This window comes from Escherichia sp. MAL-1, from assembly GCF_052948035.1.
In genome coordinates this window covers 3,670,563-3,685,181 of sequence record NZ_CM129609.1, presented here as the reverse complement: position 1 = coordinate 3,685,181, position 14,619 = coordinate 3,670,563, and the positions used below count along the sequence as shown (strand labels likewise).

Genomic DNA, 14,619 nt, shown 5'->3' with positions numbered 1-14,619 from the left:
TACTCGAACCCGAAGGAAGAAAATGAACATTATTGAAGCTAACGTTGCTACCCCGGACGCTCGCGTCGCCATCACCATCGCGCGTTTCAACAACTTTATCAATGACAGCCTGCTGGAAGGTGCAATTGACGCACTGAAACGTATCGGTCAGGTAAAAGATGAAAACATTACCGTTGTTTGGGTGCCTGGTGCCTATGAGCTGCCGCTGGCGGCGGGTGCACTGGCTAAAACCGGTAAATACGACGCGGTGATTGCGCTGGGTACGGTTATTCGTGGTGGCACTGCCCACTTTGAATATGTCGCTGGTGGTGCAAGCAACGGCCTGGCGCATGTTGCCCAGGACAGCGAAATTCCGGTTGCTTTTGGGGTTCTGACCACTGAAAGCATTGAACAAGCGATCGAACGTGCTGGCACCAAAGCTGGCAACAAAGGTGCAGAAGCTGCACTGACCGCGCTTGAAATGATTAATGTATTGAAAGCCATCAAGGCCTGAAATTAGTAAGGGGAAATCCGTGAAACCTGCTGCTCGTCGCCGCGCTCGTGAGTGTGCCGTCCAGGCGCTCTACTCCTGGCAGTTGTCCCAGAACGACATCGCTGATGTTGAATACCAGTTCCTGGCTGAACAGGATGTAAAAGACGTTGACGTCCTGTACTTCCGTGAGCTGCTGGCCGGGGTGGCGACTAATACCGCATACCTCGACGGACTGATGAAGCCATACCTGTCCCGCCTGCTGGAAGAACTGGGACAGGTAGAAAAAGCAGTACTGCGCATTGCGCTGTACGAACTGTCTAAACGTAGCGATGTGCCATACAAAGTGGCCATTAACGAAGCGATCGAACTGGCGAAATCGTTCGGCGCAGAAGACAGCCATAAGTTCGTCAACGGCGTACTCGATAAAGCAGCACCTGTGATTCGCCCTAACAAAAAGTGATATCCAGGCCGGTAGATTCACGGAAGACCGTTCCATGATCGCCGGCCTTTTCTTTTTTACCTGCTGAGGCATAACGTATGGCATGTGGCGAGTTCTCCCTGATTGCCCGTTATTTTGACCGTGTAAGAAGTTCTCGTCTTGATGTCGAACTGGGCATCGGCGACGATTGCGCACTTCTCAATATCCCCGAGAAACAGACCCTGGCGATCAGCACTGATACGCTGGTGGCGGGTAACCATTTCCTCCCTGATATCGATCCTGCTGATCTGGCTTATAAAGCACTGGCGGTGAACCTAAGCGATCTGGCAGCGATGGGGGCCGATCCGGCCTGGCTGACGCTGGCATTAACCTTACCGGACGTAGACGAAGCGTGGCTTGAGTCCTTCAGCGACAGTTTGTTTGATCTTCTCAATTATTACGATATGCAACTCATTGGCGGCGATACCACGCGTGGGCCATTATCAATGACGTTGGGTATCCACGGCTTTGTTCCGATGGGACGAGCCTTAACGCGCTCTGGGGCGAAACCGGGTGACTGGATCTATGTGACCGGTACACCGGGCGATAGCGCCGCCGGGCTGGCGATTTTGCAAAACCGTTTGCAGGTTGCCGATGCTAAAGATGCTGACTACTTGATCAAACGTCATCTCCGTCCATCGCCGCGTATTTTACAGGGGCAGGCACTGCGCGATCTGGCAAATTCAGCTATCGATCTCTCTGACGGTCTGATTTCCGATCTCGGGCATATCGTGAAAGCCAGCGACTGCGGCGCACGTATTGACCTGGCATTGCTGCCGTTTTCTGATGCGCTTTCTCGCCATGTTGAACCGGAACAGGCGCTGCGCTGGGCGCTCTCTGGCGGTGAAGATTACGAGTTGTGTTTCACGGTGCCGGAACTGAACCGTGGCGCGCTGGATGTTGCTCTCGGACACCTTGGCGTACCGTTTACCTGTATCGGGCAAATGACCGCCGATATCGAAGGGCTTTGTTTTATTCGTGACGGCGAACCTGTCACGTTTGACTGGAAAGGATATGACCATTTTGCCACGCCATAAAGATGTCGCGAAAAGTCGCCTGAAGATGAGTAATCCGTGGCATCTGCTTGCTGTCGGATTCGGAAGTGGATTAAGCCCGATCGTTCCTGGGACGATGGGCTCGCTGGCAGCGATTCCGTTCTGGTATCTGATGACCTTTTTGCCCTGGCAGCTCTACTCGCTGGTGGTGATGCTGGGGATCTGTATCGGCGTCTATCTTTGTCATCAGACCGCAAAAGATATGGGCGTGCACGATCACGGCAGCATTGTCTGGGACGAATTTATTGGTATGTGGATCACGCTCATGGCGCTGCCGACCAATGACTGGCAGTGGGTTGCCGCCGGGTTTGTGATTTTCCGTATTCTGGATATGTGGAAACCGTGGCCGATCCGCTGGTTTGATCGCAATGTGCATGGCGGCATGGGGATCATGATAGATGATATTGTCGCCGGGGTGATCTCCGCTGGCATCCTGTACTTTATTGGTCATCACTGGCCGCTGGGCATTCTGTCGTAGTTGTGCACCGATGCCTGATGTGACGCTTGTTGCGTCTCATCAGGCCTGGACTCTTATTTAAATCCTACTACCGGATGCGGTTTATACGGCGTTTCCAGTTCGGCAATCTGTTCCGGCTTCAAAGTGATATCCACCGCGTTCAATAGCTCATCAAGCTGTTCTTCCCGCGATGTACCGATAATCGGTGCGGCAATGCCCGGTTTACTCAACAACCAGGCCAGCGCAACTTGTGCTCGTGTTGCACCGAGTTCTTCACTGACGCCCGTTAACCGCTCTGCGATCTGCGCGTCATTTTCATCGCTTTCTTTATAGAGATTTTTCCCCACCTCATCAGACACCAGTCGTGCGGTAGTTTCTCCCCACGGACGCGTCAGTCGCCCCCGCGCCAGCGGGCTCCACGGAATCACCGCCACGCCCTCCTGATAACACAGTGGCAGCATCTCGCGCTCTTCTTCGCGATAAATCAGATTGTAGTGATCCTGCATACTGACAAACTGCGCCCAGCCATGCTGTTTTTGGAGTTCCAGTGCCTGAGCAAACTGCGAAGCGTGCATTGATGACGCGCCGATATAACGCGCTTTCCCGGCTTTTACCACGTCGTTCAGGGCTTCCAGCGTCTCTTCGATCGGCGTGTTGTAATCCCAGCGATGAATTTGCAGGATATCGACATAATCCATGCCGAGACGGCGCAGGCTGTCGTCGATAGAGCGCAATATTTGCGCACGGGATAATCCTTCCGGCAAATCACCAACGCGATGGAATACTTTGGTGGCAACGACCACGTCTTCACGACGGGCGAAATCCCGCAGTGCGCGACCGACGATCTCTTCGCTGCTGCCATCGGAATAGCTATTGGCGGTGTCAAAGAAATTTATGCCGCCTTCCAGCGCGCGTTTAATTATGGGACGGCTGCTTTCTTCCGGCAGTGTCCATGCGTGATTACCACGATCTGGCTCGCCAAAGGTCATACAGCCGAGGCAAAGTCGGGAAACGCGAAGGTCGGTTTTTCCTAAGGGGTTGTATTGCATGCTGCCACTCCTGCCATACTCGTCATACTTCAAGTTGCATGTGCTGCGGCTGCATTCGTTCACCCCAGTCACTTACTTATGTAAGCTCCTGGGGCTTCACTCGTTTGCCGCCTTCCTGCAACTCGAATTATTTAGAGTCTATGAATAATTTGTTAAGCATAGCAGGAGTGGAGTAGGGATTATGCCAGCCAGGCCTTGATTTTGGCTTCCATACCGGCGGCATCGAGGCCGAGTTCGGCGCGCATTTCTTCCTGAGTTCCTTGCGGAATAAAGAAGTCCGGCAGACCAATGTTCAGCACGGGTACTGGTTTACGATGGGCCATCAGCACTTCGTTCACTCCGCTACCTGCGCCGCCCATAATGGCGTTTTCTTCTACGGTGACCAGCGCTTCATGGCTGGCGGCCATTTCCAGAATTAACGCTTCATCAAGCGGTTTCACAAAACGCATATCGACCAGCGTGGCGTTCAGCGATTCAGCGACTTTCGCCGCGTCTGGCATCAGCGTACCAAAGTTAAGGATCGCCAGTTTCTCGCCACGACGCTTCACAATGCCTTTGCCAATTGGCAGTTTTTCCAGCGGCGTCAGCTCCACGCCTACCGCGTTGCCACGCGGGTAGCGCACCGCTGACGGGCCATCGTTATAGTGATAGCCGGTATAGAGCATCTGGCGACATTCGTTTTCATCGCTCGGGGTCATAATGACCATTTCCGGTATGCAGCGCAGGTAAGAGAGATCAAAAGCACCCTGATGGGTTTGACCGTCAGCACCAACAATGCCCGCGCGGTCGATGGCGAACAGGACCGGGAGTTTTTGAATTGCCACGTCATGCAGCACCTGATCATAGGCGCGTTGCAGGAAGGTGGAGTAGATCGCGACAATGGGTTTGTATCCACCAATGGCCAGTCCCGCAGCAAAGGTCACTGCGTGTTGCTCGGCAATCGCTACATCAAAATAGCGATCCGGGAATTTACGAGAAAACTCGACCATACCGGAACCTTCACGCATCGCCGGAGTAATCGCCATCAGCTTGTTGTCTTTCGCTGCCGTTTCGCACAACCAGTCGCCAAAGATTTTTGAATAGCTCGGCAAACCGCCGCTACTTTTCGGCAAACAACCGCTGGAGGGATCAAATTTAGGCACGGCGTGGAAAGTGATTGGGTCTTTTTCTGCCGGTTCATAACCACGACCTTTTTTGGTCATGATATGCAGGAACTGCGGGCCTTTCAGGTCACGCATGTTCTTCAGCGTGGTGATAAGCCCCAGCACATCGTGACCGTCAACCGGGCCGATGTAGTTAAAGCCCAGCTCTTCAAACAACGTGCCAGGGACTACCATGCCTTTAATATGTTCTTCGGTACGTTTGAGTAGCTCTTTAATGGGTGGCACGCCAGAGAAAACTTTTTTCCCGCCTTCGCGCAGTGAAGAGTAAAGCTTACCGGAAAGCAGCTGCGCCAGATGGTTGTTGAGCGCGCCGACATTTTCGGAAATCGACATTTCGTTGTCGTTGAGGACCACCAGCATATCAGGACGGATATCGCCCGCGTGATTCATCGCTTCAAACGCCATGCCTGCGGTAATCGCGCCATCGCCGATTACACAGACGGTACGGCGATTTTTGCCTTCTTTCTCGGCAGCAACCGCAATACCAATTCCGGCACTGATGGAGGTTGATGAATGCCCGACGCTTAATACGTCATATTCGCTTTCGCCGCGCCACGGGAACGGGTGCAGGCCGCCTTTCTGACGGATGGTGCCGATTTTGTCGCGGCGTCCGGTCAAAATTTTATGCGGATAAGCCTGATGCCCCACATCCCAAATCAATTGGTCAAACGGGGTGTTGTAGACATAGTGCAGCGCCACGGTCAGTTCGACCGTGCCCAGCCCGGAGGCGAAGTGCCCGCTGGAACGGCTCACGCTGTCGAGTAAATAGCGGCGCAGTTCGTCGCAGAGTTTCGGTAAACTCTCTTTCGGCAACAGTCGTAACTCCTGGGTGGAGTCGACCAGTGCCAGGGTCGGGTATTTGGCAATATCAAAACTCATCAGGGGCCTATTAATACTTATTGTTTATTTATTACGCTGGATGATGTAGTCCGCTAGCGCTTCCAGTGCCGAGGTATCGAGTGATTGTTCAGCCAGTTGTTTCAGCGACTGACGGGCATCGTCGATCAGATCCCGGGCTTTCTTCCGGGCTTGCTCAAGACCCAGAAGTGCAGGGTAGGTACTTTTACCAAGTTGCTGGTCGGCACCCTGGCGTTTTCCCAACGTTGCAGTATCTCCTACCACATCCAGGATGTCATCCTGAACCTGGAAGGCAAGGCCGATGCTCTCTGCGTACTTGTCGAGTACTGGCAGAGCACGACGCCCTTTATCTCCGGCGCTTAATGCGCCAAGGCGAACGGCGGCGCGAATCAATGCGCCGGTTTTATGACGATGAATACGCTCAAGCGCGTCCAGAGGTACGTGTTTGCCTTCCGCGTCTAAATCCAACGCCTGACCACCACACATTCCGGCAATACCGCTGGCGCTCGCCAGTTCAGAAATCATCGAAATTCTGTCGCGATCCGACACTTCCGGCATATCAGCATCGCTTAAAATCGAGAACGCCAGCGTTTGTAAAGCGTCGCCAGCGAGAATCGCGTTCGCTTCGCCAAACTTCACATGGCAGGTCGGCAAACCGCGACGCAGATCGTCATCATCCATCGCCGGTAAATCATCATGAATTAATGAGTAAGCGTGGATACACTCTACGGCAGCAGCGGGTGCGTCCAGCGTGTTTGTGCTAACGCCGAACATATGACCGGTGGCATAAACCAGAAAAGGTCGCAGGCGCTTACCACCTAATAATGCGCCATACTGCATGGTTTCGACCACGGGAGTGTTCTGAAAGGGCAGTGGGGCGATAAAACGGCTCAGCGCCTGGTTGGCCTGCTTAACGCAGGCTTCGAGTTGCTGCGGAAAGTCCATTACTCATTGTCCGGTGTAAAAGGGGTTAGAGAGGCGTCTTCATTGTCAGACAGCAGAATTTGTACGCGCTGTTCAGCTTGTTGTAATTTGGCCTGCCCCTGACGTGCCAGCTGCACGCCGCGTTCGAACTCGTTCAGCGCCTCTTCCAGCGGCAGGTCGCCACTTTCCAGACGGGTTACAATCTGTTCCAGCTCGCTCAGCGCCTTTTCAAAGCTGGCGGGAGCCTCATTTTTCTTCGGCATAATGAATGTCTGACTCTCAATATTTTTCGCCCCGTCATGGTAACGGACTCAGGGCAAATAGCAAATAACGCGCAATGGTAAGGTGATGTGCGCAGCAAAGCGATGTTAGTGGTATACTTCCGCGCCTGGATGCAGCCGCAGGTGTGGGCTGCTGTATTTTTCCCTATACAAGTCGCTTAAGGCTTGCCAACGAACCATTGCCGCCATGAAGTTTATCATTAAATTGTTCCCGGAAATCACCATCAAAAGCCAATCTGTGCGCTTGCGCTTTATAAAAATCCTTACCGGGAACATTCGTAACGTTTTAAAGCACTATGATGAGACGCTCGCTGTCGTCCGCCACTGGGATAACATCGAAGTTCGCGCAAAAGATGAAAACCAGCGTCTGGCTATTCGCGACGCCCTGACCCGTATTCCGGGTATCCACCATATTCTCGAAGTCGAAGACGTGCCGTTTACCGACATGCACGATATTTTCGAGAAAGCGTTGGTTCAGTATCGCGATCAGCTGGAAGGCAAAACCTTCTGCGTACGCGTGAAGCGCCGTGGCAAACATGATTTTAGCTCGATTGATGTGGAACGTTACGTCGGCGGCGGTTTAAATCAGCATATTGAGTCCGCGCGCGTGAAGCTGACCAATCCGGAAGTGACTGTCCATCTGGAAGTGGAAGACGATCGTCTCCTGCTGATTAAAGGCCGCTACGAAGGTATTGGCGGTTTCCCGATCGGCACCCAGGAAGATGTGCTGTCGCTCATTTCCGGTGGTTTCGACTCCGGTGTTTCCAGTTATATGTTGATGCGTCGCGGCTGCCGCGTGCATTACTGCTTCTTTAACCTCGGCGGCGCGGCGCATGAAATTGGCGTGCGTCAGGTGGCGCATTATCTGTGGAATCGTTTTGGCAGCTCCCACCGCGTGCGTTTTGTCGCTATTAATTTCGAACCGGTCGTCGGGGAAATTCTCGAGAAAATCGACGACGGTCAGATGGGCGTTATCCTCAAACGTATGATGGTGCGTGCCGCGTCTAAAGTGGCTGAACGTTACGGCGTACAGGCGCTGGTCACCGGCGAAGCGCTCGGCCAGGTGTCCAGTCAGACGCTGACCAACCTGCGCCTGATTGATAACGTCTCTGATACGCTGATCCTGCGTCCGCTGATTTCTTACGACAAAGAGCACATCATCAACCTGGCCCGCCAGATTGGCACTGAAGACTTTGCTCGCACGATGCCGGAATATTGTGGCGTGATCTCCAAAAGCCCGACGGTGAAAGCGGTTAAATCGAAGATTGAAGCGGAAGAAGAGAAGTTCGACTTCAGCATTCTCGATAAAGTGGTTGAGGAGGCGAATAACGTTGATATCCGCGAAATCGCCCAGCAGACCGAGCAGGAAGTGGTGGAAGTGGAAACCGTCAATGGCTTCGGCCCGAACGACGTGATCCTCGATATCCGTTCTATCGATGAACAGGAAGATAAGCCACTGAAAGTCGAAGGGATTGATGTGGTTTCTCTGCCGTTCTATAAACTGAGCACCAAATTTGGCGATCTCGACCAGAACAAAACTTGGCTGCTGTGGTGTGAGCGCGGGGTGATGAGCCGTCTGCAGGCGCTCTATCTGCGCGAGCAGGGCTTTAACAATGTGAAGGTATATCGCCCGTAATTTGTGGTTTTTACGTCGCATCTGGTCAGATGCGACGTTTGCCGCATCCGACACTACTCGTAATAATTATAAATCCCTGCCGCCATCACCAGTTGTGATGCCACTTCATGGGCTTTTTCACGCCCAACCAACAGGTCGATAATTTTCAGACCAAAGTCGATAGCTGTACCCGGCCCCTGGCTGGTCAGCAATTTTACCCGTGCATCCCAGACGACGCGCTTGTCCAGCCATTGTTCGGCGGGAATTTTGTCTTTCAGCGTCGGGAAGCCGGTCATATTACCAATCGGGAAGATATCGTGCGGCACCAGCACGGTGGCTGGCGCGGCGCAAATAGCCGCGACGATACGCCCGGAACGGTGGAACTGTTTAACGGTTTCAACCAGCAGAGTGCTATCGCGAAAACACTCCGCGCCTTTAATGCCACCAGGCAGCACGATCACGTCATATTCGCCATCAGCCACTTCGACCAGCGGCGCATCCGCCAGCAGCTTCACGCCGCGCGAGCAGGTAATCGCCAGGTTACCATCGCTGGCGACGCTGGCAGTGGTGACTTTGATACCGCCGCGAACCAGCAGATCGATAGTGGTGACGGCTTCAGTCTCTTCACTACCAGGGGCGAGGCAAACCAGTGCCGATGCGCTCATATTCACTCTCCTTTCTTTTTACCATTTCAAACAGGCGGGTGTTTTCCGGTACGGCAATCCCATGCGCGCGGGCGCGGCGTAAGAGAAAACCATTGATATAGTCGATTTCAGTGTGGCGCAGCGCGCGGATATCCTGCAACATCGACGAGATATTTTCCGCTGTGGCATCAATCACCTGCATCACGTAATCACGCAAATCTTCTGCTGAAGTATGATGCCCTTCGCGTTCGATCACCGCCGCGACTTCTTCGCATATCTGCATAATTTCTTGCGGATGATGACGTAATTCACCGTTCGGGCAATTCCAGATGGCAGTCAGTGGATTAATCACGCAGTTGACTGCCAGCTTGCGCCACAGCTCGGCGCGAATATTGTTATGCCAGGCAACGTCAGGCAACACGGTTTGCAAAATATCCGCCAGATAACTGTAATCCCCGTCCTGTTGCCGTGCCGGGCCAATATGCGTGATACCGTTTGCCACATGAATAATGACATTGCCGTCGCGGCGGGCTGCATGGGTGGTGGTGCCCATCAGTAATGGCTGCTGAATGTTTTGCAACTCTTCGATGGTGCCCATGCCGTTGTGAATTAACAGTATTGGCGTAGTTACAGGCAGTGTGGACGCGAGGCTTTTGACGGCATCGGAAACCTGCCATGCTTTCAGCGTCACCAGGAGCAGATCGCTGGTGGCGAGAAAATCGGGATCGTTGGCGGTCAGCGATTCGTTAAATATCGAACCATCTGTCTCAACCAGATTCACGCTACAATAAGGTTGCGGTACGCGCAGCCAGCCCTGAACTTCATGACCCTGTTTGCAAAGTGCTGTAAGCCATAATTGCCCTAAGGCACCGCATCCCAATACGGTAATTTTCATTGTTCCTCCTCACCCGCAACCACTCCGGGTGTTCAATAAGGCTATCCCTTAATTGTGCATGCTGTTGCGACTATGCACAATTAAGGGATACGTCCTGGTGCAGGACTGTCGGTTATTTAACTTTGCGGGTATTATGCTTCGCATCAAAAATGAAGGGAGAGGAAAAGATGCCATCTTTCGATATTGTCTCTGAAGTTGATCTTCAGGAAGCACGTAACGCGGTCGATAACGCGAGCCGCGAAGTGGAGTCCCGTTTTGACTTCCGTAACGTTGAAGCCTCATTTGAGCTGAACGACGCCAGCAAAACCATCAAAGTGTTGAGCGAGTCCGATTTCCAGGTCAATCAGTTGCTGGATATTCTGCGTGCCAAGCTGCTGAAGCGCGGCATTGAAGGCAGTTCACTGGATGTACCGGAAAATATCGTTCATAGCGGTAAAACCTGGTTTGTGGAAGCGAAACTGAAACAGGGCATTGAGAGCGCGACCCAGAAAAAAATCGTCAAGATGATCAAAGACAGCAAACTGAAAGTGCAGGCGCAAATTCAGGGCGATGAGATCCGCGTGACTGGCAAATCTCGTGATGATTTGCAGGCTGTCATGGCGATGGTACGTGGTGGCGATCTCGGTCAGCCGTTCCAGTTCAAAAATTTCCGCGATTAACTTTCTGGATATAGCTACTGATTGTCAGGGCCACCGTGGTGGCCCTTTTGACCATGCATTTATTGAGTTGCAGAGGCGCTTCCTGATGCCCGGTCATAAAGCGACTGAATTAAAACCTGTTGCTCTGGCTCAGGTTTAATTTCCAACTTATGGTAGATTTTGCCAATCTGATAAAGTTGCTCATTACCCACGCTATCTATTTTTGTTATTGCTGGTTGTGTTGTTAATTTATTAAGCGTAAAGGTAATGTGTGCCATGCATTCTGCATTTTTTTGCATACAAATATTCTCCAACAATATCAGATTATGCATACCCAACATTTCCTCTTTTATCAATAATTCCCTGGCATTGTTCCATTCTTTGGCATTTATATAATATTGAATCATATGATCTGTATTGAAGGCAGGGACATGCTGATGCAACACTCGGTTTGCGCTGGCAGTATCGTTACCAAAACTATATAATTCGGCAAGTGATGAAAATAGTCCTCTCATTTCACTTTCAGAATGTGATTTTTGCTCTTTTATATAAAATTCTTCAGCGAAAGATGCGAGATGTTGAGCATATTTGGTTAGACCCACTTCACTAAGTTTTTCACCAGTATTACTTATTATTAAATCCCAGTCTTCTAATGGTTGATTACTGATCTCTTTAAGAAGAGTCGTGAAATATTTGTCCATTAGCTCATTGTCCTGATGACTATACAGGATTTTTAATGCGCTGACTTTGTCTTCATAACAATACTGACTATCATAACAAGCGTATTCTGGTGCTGTCATCAGAAGCACCAGACGTTTTTTCATCAATTCCACCTCATTTAATGAATTTAATAAATTAATGAGGCTTAATTCACTTCTTGTTGATGGGGAAAAGGCAAAAATTTTATCGATAAATACTATGTAATTTGAAAGGCTGTTTTGATAGTCTTGCTGCATATCATTATTTCTATAAAACAATAAAATTCCTTCCAGAGTACTTAAGTAATTCGATTGAGATTCGGTAATGGCTTTGTGTAGACGTTGAGATAAAACCACCGCTTTTTCTTTGTTGCCATTGGCGGCGTAGATATTCATGAGTTTCAAATACTCATCACCATAATGGGATTCACGACTGCTATCTACAGCAATAGCTTTATCAAACATATTCAGCGCCTTATCGGCATAATGAATGGTGTTTTTTATATCGCCTTTTGTTTGATAACCCTCCGCAACTGTAAGTAACATGGTGACTTGCTGATAGGGTATAACAACATTATCACCATATACAGTATTATAAATACTTATTGCCTTATCAGGAACGCTCTGATATGCGACTAACACAGTAGGTAAATAATAATGCAGGGCATTGTCATCGAGGCTGAGAAGCTGCATAGCCTTTTCGGGTTGTTTGCTTTTTATCCAGCTATTGATATAGCTCTCAAAGGATGTAAGAGTAGCCGGTTTATTTAACCCAATTTTTGATAAAAAAGTTAAGGCTGTCTCTGGTGCTCCTTCTTCAGCGACTCTGGAGGCAGTTAAATCCAGATAATATTTAGCGTTTTTCGATTCTGTTTCAAGTTTGCTCAGTAAATTGTAAGCACGTTCAGGGTAGCCAGATACTAATAATTCATATTGCAAATTAAACCATTCAGCCTGCGATCTGAAGGTGGTATTTTCTTCCAGAGGTAAAGCAGAGTTTAGTTTTTGCTCGACGACAGAATAAACATCCGGCTGAGTGGGTTCGCTGGATAAAACCTGATGAGAATAAAAAACAGATAAAATCATTAATAACAAAGTAGATTTCGCTTTCATCGCAAACTATATCCTTTTCTGTTTGATGAACCTTACGTGGTCCCTGAGCGCTTTATTTTGTTTGATGTTCAAGTTCATTTAATGCTTTAAGCGCAGGTTCTATTCCACCTTCTGCCGCATTAGATAGATGAAACCTGGCTTTTTCCATATTTCTCTCAACGCCGTCACCATTCTGATACATCCTTCCCAGATAGAAATGTGCGGCAAAATTACCTTGTGCAGCTGCTTTTTTGAACCAGACACCAGCATCAGGAAGATTCTGTGGTAGTTCTTTTCCGATGAGATATAAATAGCCAATTTCCGCCTGGGCATTACTACTGCCCAGTGTTGCAGCTTGTTGCAGATATGCCAGGTATTTTTCATTGTTTGCAGGTATACCATTGCCTTTGTAGGCTGTAGCTAAAAAGTATATCGCATCAGTGTTTTTTTGCTCTGCAGATTTGGTTAACCATTTAATCCCTTCATCTATATTTACACAGATGAATTCGTATTTTCCTAATGCAAATTGAGCACTGGAATCGCCTGTTGTTGCATTATCTTTTATTTGTGTTGGATTGTCTAAAGACGATAATTTCTGATCATTTTGATAGCATGTAATATATTTTATTCCGTTTTGATCATAAGTTTCCTCCGTACCATGTCTTTTATTATTAACATATTGCGTGGAGGTTAATAGTTTACCTGTGCGATCGTTAAACTCTTTTTCCACTCCCTGTCTGATACCATTGACGTACAGGGTTTCTTTGGTTAGTTTACCTGTGTTTTTGCTCCAGTTACGATATGCCCCATTCTCTACGCCATTTTTGTATTCGATTGAATAGGTTAATTTACCATACTTATTCCATGATTTGGCAATGCCGTCGGTTTTTCCATTCTTATAAGGGTACAAACTCTCAGGGATGCCATTTTCGTACCACTCTTCACTGTTACCATCGAGTATGTCATGTTTATAGTTTTGTGATTTTGCAAGATTACCATTTTTATACCATTGCTTAACCAGACCATTTAATTGGCCTTGCTCATCAAAATGTTTCTCCTCTTCTTTCTGCCCATTTTCATACCAGGTTTGAACAGAAATTTGTTTTCCGTCTTTATAGACGGATTTAGACAGTAACTTACCCTCTTCACTATAACGTTCGTTAGCTCCATCATACTGACCACGGGAATTTCTATTGTGTATAGAGCTTATTTTTCCGGATTGGTAGTAACTGGTATCTTTTCCAATCAACACACTTTGCTGATAGAAATTTTCCTGCATGAGTTTGCCATCAGGATAATATTCATATGCAGGACCATCGAGTTTACTATTCAGATAGCTATGTTGCTGTTTGATTTTTCCATCTTCATAAAAATGAGGGCATTCACCATCTTTAATTTTGCCGTTATTAAAATGACGTTTACTTTCAATGGCCCCATTTTCATAATATGTAATAAACTCGCCGTTGATAAGACCATTAGAAAAACTTAGAGATTCATAGACGTTACCATTGCTATTGTAATAACTTTCGTATTTTCCATCTCTTTCTCCTTTTGGATTATAGTTAGCAATGTTTTTTATCTTTCCACTTTCAAACCAGGATTTAAATGAAGAAATAAATTTAGAATCGGAGAAGTTATCTGTGTCTGTATATCCTTCAAATGCAATCTGTTTAGTTGAAGACTGATTATCAGTTGATGAGATATACCATCCGGTGACTTTCCATTGTTTTTTCTCATCGTCATAGGGTAAAGGAGATTGAATAAAATAAATTGCCAGACGTTTAGCAGTTGGTTTTAAAGTTTCATCGAGCCATACAGTAGACATTTTCTTTGTATATTCAGCACCACATAATTCTGTTGTACATACTTTTATGTCTGTCAGCATGGGAGTGCCATTACCGTCACACTGATTGATGGTCATAAAGAAATAGCGATCATCAAGAAAAGGAGTTTCTAATTTTTTTAATTTGTCGGCATAGGCTTTGTCAGTAATACCCATTGATTCTGGTCGAGCAGAAATTGAATTTGTTTCGCAAGGATTACTGGTTTTGAAATAAAAACGATCGGCAAGAACGAGTTTCATATCATGAGATAATGCTGTTTTATTTAGCTCAACATGATCGATTTGTGCAATGAAAGTTATAGTGCTTGCGGGAGGGGATTCGCTTTTTGCATATGAACTGGCGCTATACAGTAGAATGATAATAGTAAATAATGATTTGTACATGATGTATTTTCCATGTGAATAATTTATCCCTGATATTTCATAAAAAGTATAGTTTACTTCTAATGTAATCGTC

General features: G+C 48.3%; 14 protein-coding genes. 6 read left to right on the top strand and 8 right to left on the bottom strand.

The window, feature by feature from the left end; all coding sequences use genetic code 11:
* Positions 1 to 22: 22 nt before the first annotated feature.
* From ribH to pgpA, 4 genes are all read left to right on the top strand, one after another.
* Positions 23 to 493, top strand: a complete 471-nt coding sequence (gene ribH, locus ACU8XX_RS18360) for a 6,7-dimethyl-8-ribityllumazine synthase (RefSeq protein ID WP_001021161.1) — start codon at positions 23 to 25, stop codon at positions 491 to 493.
* A 19-nt stretch (positions 494 to 512) separates the two neighbouring features.
* The gene (nusB, locus tag ACU8XX_RS18355; RefSeq protein WP_000801125.1) at positions 513 to 932 is read left to right on the top strand and encodes a transcription antitermination factor NusB; all 420 of its coding nucleotides are present in this window, start codon (positions 513 to 515) and stop codon (positions 930 to 932) included.
* Positions 933 to 1,009: 77 nt separating this feature from the next.
* Positions 1,010 to 1,987, top strand: a complete 978-nt coding sequence (gene thiL / locus ACU8XX_RS18350; RefSeq protein ID WP_000742107.1) for a thiamine-phosphate kinase — start codon at positions 1,010 to 1,012, stop codon at positions 1,985 to 1,987.
* Positions 1,965 to 2,483 (top strand): phosphatidylglycerophosphatase A, encoded by a 519-nt coding sequence (gene pgpA / locus ACU8XX_RS18345; RefSeq protein ID WP_000154044.1) that lies wholly within the window; start codon positions 1,965 to 1,967, stop codon positions 2,481 to 2,483. The genes thiL and pgpA overlap by 23 nt, the downstream gene beginning before the upstream one ends.
* Before the next feature lie 53 nt (positions 2,484 to 2,536).
* On the opposite strand, the gene yajO is transcribed toward pgpA, so the two are convergent.
* From yajO to xseB, 4 genes are all read right to left on the bottom strand, one after another.
* Positions 2,537 to 3,511, bottom strand: a complete 975-nt coding sequence (gene yajO, locus ACU8XX_RS18340; RefSeq protein WP_001199800.1) for a 1-deoxyxylulose-5-phosphate synthase YajO — start codon at positions 3,509 to 3,511, stop codon at positions 2,537 to 2,539.
* Positions 3,512 to 3,690: 179 nt separating this feature from the next.
* On the bottom strand, positions 3,691 to 5,553 hold the full coding sequence (gene dxs / locus ACU8XX_RS18335) for a 1-deoxy-D-xylulose-5-phosphate synthase (protein ID WP_000006806.1): 1,863 nt from the start codon (positions 5,551 to 5,553) through the stop codon (positions 3,691 to 3,693).
* 24 nt (positions 5,554 to 5,577) lie between these two features.
* Positions 5,578 to 6,477 carry a (2E,6E)-farnesyl diphosphate synthase gene (gene ispA / locus ACU8XX_RS18330; protein WP_000347217.1) on the bottom strand — a complete coding sequence of 300 codons (900 nt, stop codon included), beginning with the start codon at positions 6,475 to 6,477 and terminating at the stop codon, positions 5,578 to 5,580.
* On the bottom strand, positions 6,477 to 6,719 hold the full coding sequence (xseB, locus tag ACU8XX_RS18325; protein ID WP_001124935.1) for an exodeoxyribonuclease VII small subunit: 243 nt from the start codon (positions 6,717 to 6,719) through the stop codon (positions 6,477 to 6,479). The genes ispA and xseB overlap by 1 nt, the downstream gene beginning before the upstream one ends.
* Before the next feature lie 205 nt (positions 6,720 to 6,924).
* Between xseB and thiI the strand changes: the two genes are divergently transcribed.
* Complete coding sequence (gene thiI / locus ACU8XX_RS18320) at positions 6,925 to 8,373, top strand: tRNA uracil 4-sulfurtransferase ThiI (protein WP_000668682.1); 1,449 nt, start codon at positions 6,925 to 6,927, stop codon at positions 8,371 to 8,373.
* 53 nt (positions 8,374 to 8,426) lie between these two features.
* Here thiI and yajL read toward each other — a convergent pair whose 3' ends face one another.
* Positions 8,427 to 9,017: a protein deglycase YajL gene (yajL, locus tag ACU8XX_RS18315; RefSeq protein WP_001276305.1), complete on the bottom strand. Its 591-nt coding sequence runs from the start codon at positions 9,015 to 9,017 to the stop codon at positions 8,427 to 8,429.
* On the bottom strand, positions 8,980 to 9,891 hold the full coding sequence (gene panE, locus ACU8XX_RS18310; protein ID WP_000705865.1) for a 2-dehydropantoate 2-reductase: 912 nt from the start codon (positions 9,889 to 9,891) through the stop codon (positions 8,980 to 8,982). Before panE ends, yajL begins: the two co-directional genes overlap by 38 nt.
* 167 nt (positions 9,892 to 10,058) lie before the next feature.
* Here panE and yajQ point away from each other — a divergent pair, with 167 nt between their 5' ends.
* Positions 10,059 to 10,550: a nucleotide binding protein YajQ gene (yajQ, locus tag ACU8XX_RS18305; RefSeq protein WP_001138904.1), complete on the top strand. Its 492-nt coding sequence runs from the start codon at positions 10,059 to 10,061 to the stop codon at positions 10,548 to 10,550.
* A 59-nt stretch (positions 10,551 to 10,609) separates the two neighbouring features.
* Here yajQ and ACU8XX_RS18300 read toward each other — a convergent pair whose 3' ends face one another.
* Positions 10,610 to 12,340 (bottom strand): tetratricopeptide repeat protein, encoded by a 1,731-nt coding sequence (locus ACU8XX_RS18300; RefSeq protein WP_016241939.1) that lies wholly within the window; start codon positions 12,338 to 12,340, stop codon positions 10,610 to 10,612.
* Between the two features lie 52 nt (positions 12,341 to 12,392).
* The gene (locus tag ACU8XX_RS18295; RefSeq protein ID WP_032169783.1) at positions 12,393 to 14,546 is read right to left on the bottom strand and encodes an SEL1-like repeat protein; all 2,154 of its coding nucleotides are present in this window, start codon (positions 14,544 to 14,546) and stop codon (positions 12,393 to 12,395) included.
* Between the last annotated feature and the right edge of the window lie 73 nt (positions 14,547 to 14,619).